The organism is Luteimonas padinae (assembly GCF_014652935.1).
GTDB lineage: Bacteria > Pseudomonadota > Gammaproteobacteria > Xanthomonadales > Xanthomonadaceae > Luteimonas > Luteimonas padinae.
In genome coordinates, this window is sequence record NZ_BMZT01000005.1 from 223,350 (window position 1) to 235,905 (window position 12,556).

The 12,556-nt window shown below is 71.5% G+C and carries 9 protein-coding genes; 3 read left to right on the top strand and 6 right to left on the bottom strand.

Features of this window, described 5'->3' with window-relative positions:
• Positions 1-2 precede the first annotated feature (2 nt).
• The 6 genes from purF to IE168_RS07660 are packed head-to-tail and all read right to left on the bottom strand — an operon-like array spanning position 3 to position 9,051.
• Positions 3-1,475, bottom strand: coding sequence for an amidophosphoribosyltransferase (gene purF, locus IE168_RS07635; RefSeq protein ID WP_189496837.1), 1,473 nt, complete (start codon positions 1,473-1,475; stop codon positions 3-5).
• 34 nt (positions 1,476-1,509) lie between these two features.
• Entirely contained in the window at positions 1,510-2,646 is a 1,137-nt protein-coding gene (locus IE168_RS07640) for an SPOR domain-containing protein (RefSeq protein ID WP_189496839.1), read from the bottom strand.
• Positions 2,647-2,676: 30 nt separating this feature from the next.
• Positions 2,677-3,978, bottom strand: coding sequence for a bifunctional tetrahydrofolate synthase/dihydrofolate synthase (folC, locus tag IE168_RS07645; RefSeq protein WP_189496841.1), 1,302 nt, complete (start codon positions 3,976-3,978; stop codon positions 2,677-2,679).
• Between the two features lie 3 nt (positions 3,979-3,981).
• The gene (locus tag IE168_RS07650; RefSeq protein ID WP_189496843.1) at positions 3,982-4,626 is read right to left on the bottom strand and encodes a histidine phosphatase family protein; all 645 of its coding nucleotides are present in this window, start codon (positions 4,624-4,626) and stop codon (positions 3,982-3,984) included.
• Positions 4,623-6,800 (bottom strand): S46 family peptidase, encoded by a 2,178-nt coding sequence (locus tag IE168_RS07655; RefSeq protein WP_189496844.1) that lies wholly within the window; start codon positions 6,798-6,800, stop codon positions 4,623-4,625. The genes IE168_RS07650 and IE168_RS07655 overlap by 4 nt, the downstream gene beginning before the upstream one ends.
• Positions 6,801-6,849: 49 nt before the next feature.
• Positions 6,850-9,051: a S46 family peptidase gene (locus tag IE168_RS07660; RefSeq protein WP_229823237.1), complete on the bottom strand. Its 2,202-nt coding sequence runs from the start codon at positions 9,049-9,051 to the stop codon at positions 6,850-6,852.
• A 174-nt stretch (positions 9,052-9,225) separates the two neighbouring features.
• On the opposite strand from IE168_RS07660, the gene tdh reads away from it, so the two are divergent.
• From tdh to kbl, 3 genes are all read left to right on the top strand, one after another.
• Positions 9,226-10,248, top strand: coding sequence for an L-threonine 3-dehydrogenase (gene tdh, locus IE168_RS07665; RefSeq protein WP_189496946.1), 1,023 nt, complete (start codon positions 9,226-9,228; stop codon positions 10,246-10,248).
• A 68-nt stretch (positions 10,249-10,316) separates the two neighbouring features.
• Positions 10,317-11,312 (top strand): hypothetical protein, encoded by a 996-nt coding sequence (locus IE168_RS07670; protein WP_189496846.1) that lies wholly within the window; start codon positions 10,317-10,319, stop codon positions 11,310-11,312.
• 48 nt (positions 11,313-11,360) lie between these two features.
• Complete coding sequence (gene kbl / locus IE168_RS07675) at positions 11,361-12,554, top strand: glycine C-acetyltransferase (protein WP_189496848.1); 1,194 nt, start codon at positions 11,361-11,363, stop codon at positions 12,552-12,554.
• Positions 12,555-12,556 lie beyond the last annotated feature (2 nt).

Sequence of the window (12,556 nt, forward strand, 5' to 3'; positions counted from 1 at the left end):
GCTCAGGCGCCCACGCGGCGCTTCTTCTTCGCCTCGTCCGAACGCAGCTGGCGCAGGCGCTCGAAGTATCCGGGATCGATCCCGGTCACGTACTCGCCGCTGAAGCACGAGCTGTCGAAGGCCTTGCCGGGGAACTTGTGCCCGGCCACGGCCGCCTCGAGGTCGGCCAGGTCCTGGTAGACCAGCCAGTCGCAGCCCAGCAGGGCCTCGATCTCCTGCTCGCTGCGGCCGTTCGCGACCAGCTCCTCCACCGACGGCATGTCGATGCCGTAGATGTTGGGATGCCGCACCGGCGGCGCCGCCGAGGCCAGGTAGACCTTGCGTGCGCCGGCGTCGCGCGCCATCTGCACGATCTGCTTCGAGGTGGTGCCGCGCACGATCGAGTCGTCCACCAGCAGCACCACGCGGTTGCGGAATTCCAGCGGGATCGGGTTGAGCTTGCGCTTGACCGACTTCGCGCGCTCACCCTGCCCCGGCATGATGAAGGTGCGGCCCACGTAGCGGTTCTTGACGAAGCCCTCGCGGTATTTCACGCCGAGCACGTTGGCCAGCTCCATCGCCGAGTCGCGCGAGGTGTCGGGGATCGGGATCACCACGTCGATGTCGTGGTCGGGCCGCTCGCGCAGGATCTTCTCGCCCAGCGTCACGCCCATGCGCATGCGCGCCTTGTGCACCGAGATGTTCTCGATCATCGAGTCCGGGCGTGCGAAGTAGACGTACTCGAAGATGCAGGGCGCGTGCTCGGCCGGCTGCGCGCACTGGCGCGCATGCAGCTCGCCGCGCGCGGTGATGACGATGCCTTCGCCCGGCGCGACGTCGCGCATGCGCTCGAAGCCCAGGATGTCCAGCGCCACCGATTCCGAGGCCACCGCGTACTCGGTGCCGGCGTCGGTCTCGCGACGGCCCAGCACCAGCGGCCGGATGCCGTTGGGATCGCGGAACGCCACCAGGCCCAGGCCCAGCACCAGCGCGACCGCCGCATAGCCGCCGCGCGCGCGCCGATGCACGCCATCGACCGCCTTGAGCGCGGCCTCGGGCGTCAGCGCACGCTGGCCATCGAGCTCGTGCGCGAAGACGTTGAGCAGCACCTCCGAGTCGGACTCGGTGTTGATGTTGCGGCGGTCGGTCTCGAAGATTTCCTGGCGCAGTGCGTCCGTGTTGATGAGGTTGCCGTTGTGCGCCAGCGCGATGCCGTAGGGCGAATTGACGTAGAACGGCTGGGCCTCGTCGCTGCCCTCGCTGCCCGCGGTCGGATAGCGGCAGTGGCCGATGCCGACGCGGCCGTCGAGCAGCGCCATGGACTCGGCGTCGAACACGTCGCGCACCAGGCCGTTGCCCTTGTGCACGCGCAGGCGCGTGCCCTTGCCGGTGGCGATGCCGGCGGCGTCCTGGCCCCGGTGCTGCAGCACCGTCAGGCCGTCGTAGAGCGCGGCTGCGACTTCAGTGGTTCCGACGATGCCGACGATGCCGCACATGGGGGTCTTTCCAGGTCAGGGTGGAGCGGAGGAATCAGGGATGCGAACGCACCAGGCCGTCGATGCCGACGCTGGACTTCACCCGCGCCTTGAGCTGGTCGGCCTCGGCACGCGTCACCACCGGGCCGGCCTTGACGCGGGTGAGCGCGCCCTTGTCGGTCTGCACGGTCTCGGTGAAGGCGGTGATGCCGGCCGCGCGCAGGCGGTCGCGCAGCGCGGTGGCATCGGCGGCGCTGCCGAAGGCGCCCAGCTGCACCGCGAAGCCGGTGCCCGCCGCCCCGGAAGGCGCCGCGGGCGCAGGCGTGGGCGTGGAGGCCGCGGGCTCCGGGGGCGTCGCGGCAGGCGCGGGCCCGGTCGTCGCAGTGCGCGCGGCCGTGGTGCCGCCGGACGCGGGGGCCGCGGCATCGAGCGCGACCACGGTGGCCTGCGCGCGCGAACCGATGCTTCCGGCGCGCACCCGCGCCGCTTCGGCATGGGCGCGGGTGGCATACGGGCCGATGCGCACGCGCCAGGCGTCGCGTCCGCCAACGCGGGTTTCTTCGACGTACGCGGGCAGGTTCTCCTGGCGCAGGCGCGTGACCACGGTACCGGCGTCGCCGCGGCTGCCGTAGGCACCGAAGTTCACCGCGTAGTCGCCGCCGGCGGTCGCGGGCGGAAGGCGCGGCGCGGGCTGCGCCGCAGGTTCCGGTTTGGCAGGTTCAGGCTTGGCGGGCTCCGGCTTCGCCGCCTCGGCCGCGGCCAGCCTGGCCTGTGCGGCGGCCGCTTCGCGCGCTGCAGCGGCGGCGTCTGCCGCACGGGTGTCCGCGGGCATCGGTGCCGGTAGCGGCTGCGCCACCGCAGCGGTGTCCTGCAGCGGTGCGGTCTCGACGCCGGACGCGAGGTCGGCGGCGTCCTCGGAGACGACGTCGCCCGCGGGCTGCGCGGTCGCCGTGTCCACGGTCGCCAGGCTGCCATCGTCGGCCAGCAGGCCGGAGCTGCCGGTCGCCGCCGGCGCGACCAGCGGCAGGTCACGGGTGACGTAGTCGCCGGAGGGCGCGTCGGGCACCTGCATCGACAGGTCCGACACGCCGCTGTCGGGCGCCGGGCCCTGCACCAGCATCGGCAGGAAGATCACGGCCAGGGCGATCAGTACCGCGGCGCCGATGAGGCGCTGTTTCAGTCCGGAATCCATGGGCGCTCGGGCAGCGGGAAGGCCGGGGAATTATACGGCCGCGTCAGCCGCGGCTTCTGAACCTGCGGCAGCCAGCCACGCCAGCGTCGCGCCGGCGACGTGGAACGAGCCGAAGGCGAGCACGCGCCCGCCGGGGCCGGCATCGGCCAGCGCCGCCGCCAGCGCAGCGTCCACGTCGCGATGGCGCGCTGCATCGGCCGCGGTGGTCCCGGCGAGCGCGTCAGCCAGCGCATCCGCATCGCGGCCGCGGCTGCCGGCCGCGGTGGTCCCGGCCAGGTGCCAGGCGTCCACGCCGTCGGCAAGCGCCGCGACCACGCCGGCCGCGTCCTTGTCCGCCAGCGCGCCGTACACGGCCACCGTGCGCGCGGGCGCCGCGTCGCGCAGCCAGTCGGCCAGCGCGCGCGCCGCCTGCGGGTTGTGCCCGACGTCGACCAGCACCTCGACGCCGGCGCGCTCGAAGCGCTGCAGCCGCCCCGGCACCCGCGCCGCAGCCACGCCGCGCGCCCAGGCGCCATCGTCGATCTCCAGGTCCAGCGCGCGCAGGGCCGCGATCGCCGCGGCGGCGTTGCGCAGCTGCGCGGGCGCCGCCAGGCCGGGCAGCGGCAGCGCCAGCTCGAAGCCGGGCTCGCGCCACCACCAGCCATCGCCGCGCTCGTCGCGGCCGAAGCGGTAGTCGCTGCCGGCCCGGATCGCCGAGGCGCCGATCGCGTAGGCGTGGCCGAGCACGCTCGACGGCGGATCGTCCTCGCCCAGCACCAGCGGCGTCCAGGCGCGGGCGATGCCGGCCTTCTCGACGCCGATGGCCTCGCGGTCGTGGCCCAGCCAGTCCTGGTGGTCGAGGTCGACGGTGGTGATCACCGCGACGTCGGGATCGACCAGGTTGACCGCATCCAGTCGCCCGCCGAGCCCGACCTCGAGCACCGCGAGGTCGAGGTCCGCGCGCGCGAACAGCCACAGCGCGGCGAGCGTTCCGTACTCGAAATACGTCAGCGAGGTGTCGCCGCGCGCGGCCTCGACCGCCTCGAAAGCCTCGACCAGCGCGGCATCGCCGGCGTCGGCGCCGTCGATGCGCACGCGCTCGTTGTAGGCCAGCAGGTGCGGCGAGGTATACGCGCCCACGCGCAGGCCGGAGGCGGCGGCGATGGCCTCGATGAAGGCCACCGTCGAGCCCTTGCCGTTGCTGCCGGCCACCGTGGCCACGAAGCGCGCGGGCCGGCCGAGGCCGAGCCGCGCGGCGACCTCGCCCACGCGCGCCAGCCCAAGCTCGACCTCGCGCGGATGCCGGCCCTCGATGTCGACGAGCCAGTCCTTCAGGGTTCTCGATGTCGCCATGGTTCAGAGCGCCCGGTGCACCGCTTCGCCGAACAGCAGGGTGTGGTGCGCGCAGTCGTTCAGCCGCAGCACCTCCAGATGCTGCGGGTCGGGACCTTCCAGCAGGTTGAGCGTCGCCGGCGCCTGCCGGAACGTCCACAGCCGGAACAGCGGCAGCCCCAGCACGCGGCACAGCAGCACGCGGTTGACCGCGTCGTGCGAGACCACCAGCAGCGTGTCCTCGGGACCCAGTCCTTCGCAGGCGGCCGCGAACGCCGGCCATGCCCGTTCCAGCACCTGCTTCAGCGATTCGCCGCCCGGCATCTGCACCTTGTCCGGGGTGTCGCGCCAGGCGGCCAGGCGCTCCGGGTCGGACTCGCGGATCTCGCTGGCGAGCTTGCCTTCCCAGGTCCCGTGGGCGATCTCCATCAGGCCCTGGTCGACTTCGAGCATATCCGCGCGCGCCTCGCCGAGCGCCAGGCGCGCGGTGTCGTAGGCGCGCGCCAGCGGCGAGGCCACGGCGCGGTCGATGCGCACGTCGTGCAGGCGCTCGCCCAGGCGCAGCGCCTGTTTGGCGCCGGTGTCCGAGAGCGGGATGTCCTCCTGCCCCTGGTAGCGGCCGGCGCGGTTCCACTCCGTCTCGCCGTGGCGGGCGAGCAGGATCCTCACCGCTTCGGCTCCAGCCCCAGTTCGGCCAGCACGCGCGGCGCCGGATAGACCTCCTGCATGATCCAGCGCATGTAGCGCTGGTCGACCGAGATCATGCGCGTCATCACCGGGTCGAACACCCAGTTCGAGGCCACCGATTCCCAGTTGCCGTCGAAGGCCAGGCCGACCAGCTTGCCGCGGGCGTCGAGCACCGGCGAGCCGGAGTTGCCGCCGGTGATGTCGAGGTCGGCGAGGAAGTTCACCGGCACCGACTTCAGGCGGCGGTCCTGCAGGCCACCGTAGCGCTTGGCGGCCACGGCATCGAGCAGCGCCCTGGGCGCGTCGAACGGATCCTCGCCGGTGTCCTTGGCAGGAATCTCCTCGAGCACGGTGAAAGCCTTCTGCGGCGTGCCGTCGAGCTTGGTGTAGGGCTTGACGTTGCCGAAGGTGATGCGCAGCGAGGAGTTGGCGTCCGGGTAGACGAACTCGCCCTTGCTGGCCTTGTAGTCGGCCACGGCCTGCAGGTAGACCGGGCGCGCCAGCAGCGCGTCGCCGGCGCGCGCCTTGCGCTCGGCCTCCTGCGCCAACAGGGTCGGCATCACCGCCACCGCGTAGCGGATTGCCGGGTCCTTGCTGGACTCGTAGGCCTGGCGATCGGCGCGCAGCCACTTCAGCCGCGCGTCGGTGCCGTCGGCCAGCTCGCTGCGACCGAGGCGGTCGAGCGCGCCGTCGATGGCCTTGTCGCCGGTGCCACCGAGCCACGTGTCCAGGGCTTCGATGCGCTGGCCTTCCGGCAGCTTCACGTACTCGTCCAGCCAGTAGCGCTGCAGGCCGCGGTCCATCTCCCGCACGTAGCGGCGCTCCATCTGGCGCACGGCGCCCTCCAGCGTCGGCACGTCGCGCTCCTGGTAGCCCTGCTCGCGCTCGGCGTCGGGCTTCTCGCGCTCGATCGCCAGGCGGTAGCCGCGGATGGCGGCCGACAGCACGCCGGTGCCGTTGAACTGGCTGAACACCAGGTCGCGGTCGCGGGTGGCGCGGCTGGCCTGGTTGAGCTCGAGCAGCTTCGCGTGCGCGTCGAGCACCGGCTGGCCGGCCTCGCCCTGTTCGCGCGCCCAGGCCAGCACCGCGGCTTCCTGCGCTTGCTTGGTGGCCATGGCGTTGGTGCGCTGGAAGCCCGCAAGCTGGCTGTCGTAGTTCTTGTAGACGTTCTCCCAGCCGCGCATGGTGCTGGCGTACTTCACCTCGATGTCCGGGTTGGCCTTGCCGGCCTCGGCCACCATCTTCTGCATCGCCTTGTAGTGGCGGACGATGGTCGGGTACTGCCAGTCCTGGGTGTCCTGGAACTCGCTGGCCAGCGCATAGCGCGCGGTGCGGCCCGGGTAGCCGGCCACCATCACGAAGTCGCCCTCGCGCAGCGGTTCGTCGGCGAAACGCAGCCACTGCTTCGGCTGGTAGGGCACGTTGTCTTCCGCGAACGGCGCCGGCTTGCCGTCCTTGCCGACGTAGGCGCGATAGAAGGCGAAGTCGCCGGTGTGGCGCGGCCACATCCAGTTGTCGACCTCGCCGCCGTAGGCGCCGACGCTGCCCTGCGGGGCGTAGACCAGGCGCACGTCCTGGATCTCGAGGTTCCTGAAGAGGCGATAGGTGTTGCCGCCGGCGAAGCTGTACAGGCGGCAGCGATAGCCGGCCTCGGCCTCGCACGCAGCGACCAGCGACTTCTCGATCGCGTCGAGCGCGTTGGTGCGGCCGAGCGCGTCCGGCGCCGCGGCCACGGCCGCCTGCACGCGGTCGGTCACGTCCTCGATCGACTCCAGCGCGTAGATGCGCGAGGTCGGGCCGGCGCTGATCTCGTCGCCGATGGCCGCGGCATAGAAGCCGTCGCGCATCAGGTTGTTCTCGGGCGTCGAGTTCAGCTGGATGGCGCCGTACGCGCAGTGGTGGTTCGTGGCGACCAGGCCCTGCGGCGAGACGAAGCTCGCGGTGCACCCGCCGAGCGAGACCACCGCGCCCAGCGGGTCGCCGGTGAGGTCGGCCAGCTGCTCGGGCTTCAGCTTCAGGCCGGCGCGCTTGAGCGGCTGGGAGATCTCCGGAAGCTGCTGCGGCACCCACATGCCCTCGCCCGCGTGCGCGGGGGCGGGGCTGGCGATGGCGGCCACGAAGGCGGCCGCGGCGGTGGCGAGGACGGTCTTGCCCATGTTGGTTTCCTGGTGCGGTGTGGAAAGGGGTCGAACGGATGGAGCGAGTCTAGCGGCCCGCGGCGGGGGCCGGCGCCGGGCCGCGGTCGGCGCCGTCGAGCGGGAGCCCCATCTCGGCCAGCAGCTGCGGCGCCGGGTACACGCGCGCCATGATCCAGCGCATGTAGCGGGCATCGACGTGGATCGCGCGCTTGTAGCGCGGGTCGAACTTCCAGCTGGCGCTGACCGCCTCCCAGTTGCTGTCGAAGTTCAGGCCGATCAGCCGGCCGCGGGCATCCATCACCGGCGAGCCGGAGTTGCCGCCGGTGGTGTCGAGATTGGTGAGGAAGTTGACGGTCTGGGTGCCCAGGCCGGGATCGGCCGTGGCGCCGAAGTCGCGACGCGCGATCGCGTCGAGCAGCGGACCGGGCGCGTCGAAGGGCGCGACGCCGGTGTGCTTCTCGACGATGCCTTCGACCGTGGTCAGCGGCGCCCAGCTGACCGCGTCGCGCGGCTGCAGGCTTTCGATGCGGCCGTAGCTCACCCGCAGCGTCGAGTTGGCATCGGGGTAGACCGCCCTGCCCTCGCTGCGGGCATGGCCGATCATCCCGCGCATGTAGGCCGGGCGCAGGCGCAGCAGTTCGCCGGCGCGCGCCTTGTCGGCGTCCTCGAAGCGCAGCACCGCCTGCTGCAGCCTGGCGGCGGCGCGCATCAGCGGGTCGGTCGATGCCTGCACCTCGGCCGGCGCGGCGGCCAGCAGGCGCAGGCGCTCGTCTTCGGAGGCCAGCGCGGTGTCCGCATACAGCGATTCGAGCGCCGCATCGGTGGCCGCGGCGTCGGTGCCGAACACCTGCTCGATCTCCGGCACCCGCTGGTCGGCCGGCAGCGCGCGGTGGCGCGCCAGCAGTTCGGCCAGGATCGCGCGCTCCACCTCCGGCGCGTAGCGACGCTGGGCCTGGCGCAGGGCGGCTTCGATGCGGGCCTCGTCGCGCAGCTGGTAGCCGCCCTCGCGCTCGGCGTCGGGCTTGCCGCGCTCCAGCGCCAGGCGCTGCAGGCGCATCGCGCTGCCCAGCAGCTGGGTCTGCGCCTGCATCAGGGCGAACAGCTGGTCGCGCTCGCGGGTGGCGCGCGCGGAGGCGATCACCTCCGACGCGGCGTCGATGTCGGCGCGCGTCGCGGCCGCGTCCGGTTGTCCCGCGAGCCAGGCCGACATCGCGGCTTCCTGCCGGCGGCGCTCGGCCACCGCGTCGCTGCGACGCAGGCCGTCGAGCTCACCCTGCGCGCGCTTGAGCGTGTTCTTCAGGCTGGCGACCTGGGCGGCATAGCGCACTTCGGCGTCGGCGCTGCCGGCCGAGCCGCGCTCGATCGCCGCCAGCAGCGCGGTCATCAGCTCCACGCGCGAAGGCAGCTGCCACTCCACCTGGTCGGCGAACTCGGCGGCGCTGCGGTGGCGGAAGGTGCGGCCGGGATAGCCGGCCAGCATGGCGAAGTCGCCCTCGGCCAGCGGATCGGTCGACACCGTCAGCCACGCGGCCGGCTTGAACGGCACGTTGTCCGGCGAGAACGCCGCGGGCCTGCCGTCCGGCCCGACGTAGGCGCGATAGAAGGTGAAGTCGCCGCTGTGGCGCGGCCACATGAAGTTGTCGATCTCGTCGCCGTAGCTGCCGATGGCGTCCGGCGGCGCGTACGCCAGGCGCACGTCGCGGATCTCGAGCTGGCGCACCAGGTGGAAGTCGGTGCCGTAGTACATGTCGACCACGCTGCAGCGGTAGCCGGGCGCTTCGGCTTCGCACTCGGCGACGGCGGCCTTGGAGGCGGCCTCGACGGCGTCGTGGTAGGCGCGGCCCGTCGTTCCGCGGGCATCGGCCAGGATGCGGTCGGTGATGCGCTCGAAGCGGTCGGTCACCAGCACCCGGGCGCCCGGGCCGGCGGAGAGCTCGTCGGCCATCGTCGCGGCATTGAAGCCGTCGTCGATGAGGTTGTTCTCCGGCGTCGAATTCAGCTGGATCGCGCCGTGCGCGCAGTGGTGGTTGGTCACCACCAGCCCCTGCGGCGAGACGAAGCTCGCGGTGCAGCCGCCCAGCGAGACCACGGCGCTCATCGGCGGCTTCGACAGGTCGGACAGGCTCCCGGGATCGCCCTGGAAGCCCGAGTCGCGCATCGCCGATTCGACCTCGGGCAGCTGGGACGGCAGCCACATGCCTTCATCGGCAACGACGGGGGCGGACAGCAGGAGGGCGGCAAGGGCGGCGGCGACGGGACTCGGGCGCATGGCGTTCCGGTTGGGCTGGACAGCCCGCGACCATAGGCCGGCGCGCCGGGCGGACGCAAATGCCGGGGGTCACGGCCACGGGCACGGCCCCGGCCGGCGGTACAATCACGGTTTTCGACCCACCTGACCGGCCCGCCCATGTCGCAGCTCCAGCAGTCCCCCCTCCCGACCACCATGAAGGCGCTGGTCAAGCGCGAGCTCGCCAAGGGCATCTGGATGGAAGAGGTCCCCGTCCCCGAGCCCGGCGCGAACGAGGTCCTGATCCGCCTCGAGAAGACCGCCATCTGCGGCACCGACCTGCACATCTACCTCTGGGACGAGTGGGCGCAGCGCACCATCCCGCAGGGCCTGACCATCGGCCACGAATTCGTGGGCCGGGTGGTGAAGCTGGGCCCGGGCGCGACCGGCTACGAGATCGGCCAGCGCGTTTCGGCCGAAGGCCACATCGTCTGCGGCCAGTGCCGCAACTGCCGCGCCGGCAAGCAGCATCTGTGCCCGAACACGGTCGGCATCGGCGTCAACCGCAACGGGGCGTTTGCCGAGTACATCGTGATGCCGGCCAGCAACCTGTGGCCGATCCCCGACCAGATCCCGAGCGAGCTGGCCGCGTTCTTCGACCCCTACGGCAACGCCGCGCACTGCGCGCTGGAGTTCGACGTGGTCGGCGAGGACGTGCTGATCACCGGCGCCGGCCCGATCGGCGTGATGGCCGCCGGCATCTGCAAGCACATCGGCGCCCGCAACGTGGTGGTCACCGACGTCAACGACTTCCGCCTGAAGCTGGCCGCCGACATGGGCGCCACGCGCGTGGTCAACGTCAGCAAGACCTCGGTCAAGGACGTGATGTCCGAGCTGCACATGGACGGCTTCGACGTCGGCCTGGAAATGAGCGGCAACCCGGCCGCCTTCAACGACATGCTCGACTGCATGTACCACGGCGGCAAGGTCGCCCTGCTCGGCCTGCTGCCCAAGGGTGCGGGCATCGACTGGGACCGGGTGATCTTCAAGGGCCTGACGCTGCACGGCATCTACGGCCGGCGCATGTACGAGACCTGGTACAAGATGACGCAGCTGGTGCTGTCGGGCTTCCCGCTGCACAAGGTGCTGAGCCACCAGCTGCCGGCGGACGAGTTCCAGAAGGGGTTCGACCTGATGGAAAGCGGCAAGTCGGGCAAGGTCGTCCTCGACTGGCGCTGAGCCATCCGGCTCACGCCGCGGGCGACTGGCCCTGCCGTCGACAGTCCAGGCATGGGAGGTGGCGCGACGTGTTCAAGCGGTTCTCGATGATGGCGTTGCTGGCAATGTCCGGGGTCGCGACGGCGGATGACCTGCAATGCCTGGACGTCGAAACGCCGCCTGCACCGGTGTGCGTGTCGACTCCCTACGGGCTGGCATATGCCGACACCGAAGAAGAAGCCAGACGGGCGGCGGCAGCGCTCGGCGACGCGGCGCAGAAGTACGCACTCCACTTCGCCCGCTCACCGTCGGGCACCCTGGTCCTGAGTACCGATCTGGACCCGCTGGTCGCCCGGGACCAGGCCCGGGCCCACGGCCTCGATTACGCACAGGTGTGGCTGCCCATTCGTGCAAAGCGCGCCATGACCGAGCGCGCGATGCGCCAGGCCAAGGTCGGCCGCACAGCCATCAGCCGAGCACTGGCTGGCGTGGCGGAACAGGAAGCGGTCACGCTGCGTCACGAGCTCGGCCACGCGATGTATGCCGCGATGTACTGGCCGGACGCGGCGGAGTCGTCGCTGCAGGCGCGATACGGCACGCCGGCTCCGGACTGGCTCGACGAAGCAGTCGCGATCCTGATGGAGCCGCCTGAAGCCCAGGCCAGGCACCTGGAGTCGTTCATCGCGGCGGCAAAGCAACGGCCACGGACCATCCCCGGCCTGGACGACTTTCTCCGGGCGGAGCATCCGGTCCGCTCAGCTGCGCTCGCAACCGCCCTTTCCCGCGGCCCCAAGTCCGGATCGGGCGTGCAGATGATGGTCGCGGACCCCGGTGCATTTCCCGCCCTCGACAGCTTCTACGGACAATCGTTGCTGGTGGCCCTGTTCCTGGCCGAGACCAGCGGCGACCCGCGCATCCTTGTTCCGATCAGCGCTGCGATCGCCGGCGGCGACACGTTCGACCAGTGGCTTGCATCAAACGGTGAGGCGCACCGCCTTCCAGGCGACCTGCCCGCGCTGCAGGCCCTGTGGGACGGCTGGCTGAAAAGCCAGGTGCTGCGTCGGGGCCGCGGCGGCAAACCCTGAAGACGACACGTAGAATCCGGGATCCGTTCCTGCCGAGGCCTTCCGACCATGTCCACCACCCAGCGCTACGCCGATACCCTCGACGAGATTCGCAAGGCCGGACTGTTCAAGGCCGAGCGCATCATCACCAGTCCCCAGTCGGCGGAAGTCACGCTGGCGGACGGCCGCACGGTGCTCAACTTCTGCGCCAACAACTACCTTGGCCTGGCCGATCATCCGGACATCATCGCCGCCGCGCGCGAGGCGCTGGACACGCACGGCTTCGGCATGGCCTCGGTGCGCTTCATCTGCGGCACCCAGGACCTGCACAAGGAGCTGGAACGCACGATCGCGGACTTCTTCGGCAAGGAGGACACCATCCTCTACGCCGCCTGCTTCGACGCCAACGGCGGCCTGTTCGAGCCGCTGCTGGGCGAAGAGGACGCGATCATCAGCGACGCCCTCAACCACGCCTCGATCATCGACGGCGTGCGCCTGTGCAAGGCGAAGCGCTACCGCTACGCCAACTGCGACATGGCGGACCTGGAGAAACAGCTGCAGCAGGCGAAGGCCGACGGCGCGCGCACGATCATGATCACCACCGACGGCGTGTTCTCGATGGACGGCTTCATCGCGCCGCTCGACGAGATCACCGCGCTGGCTTCGAGGTATGGCGCCCTGGTGCACATCGACGAGTGCCACGCCACCGGCTTCATCGGCGCCACCGGCCGCGGCTCGGCCGAGGTGAAGGGCGTGCTGGACAGGATCGACATCATCACCGGCACGCTCGGCAAAGCGATGGGCGGCGCGCTGGGCGGTTTCACCACCGCCAGGGCGGAGGTGATCGAGCTGCTGCGCCAGCGCTCCCGGCCCTACCTGTTCTCGAACTCGCTGCCGCCGCACGTGGTGGCCGCGGGCACCAGGGCCTTCCAGATGCTGGATGCCGCCGGTGACCTGCGCGAGCGGCTGGCGGAAAACACCGCCTACTTCCGCGAGCGCATGACCGCCGCCGGCTTCGACATCAAGCCCGGCGTGCACCCCATCAGCCCGGTGATGCTGTACGACGCGCCGCTGGCGCAGCGCTTCGCCGAGCGCCTGCTCGAGGAAGGCATCTACGCGATCGGCTTCTTCTTCCCGGTGGTGCCCAAGGGCCAGGCGCGCATCCGCACGCAGCTGTCGGCGGCGCATACGCGCGAGCACCTGGACCGGGCGATCGATGCGTTCACGCGCATCGGCCGCGAGCTGGGCGTGCTGAAGGCCTGACC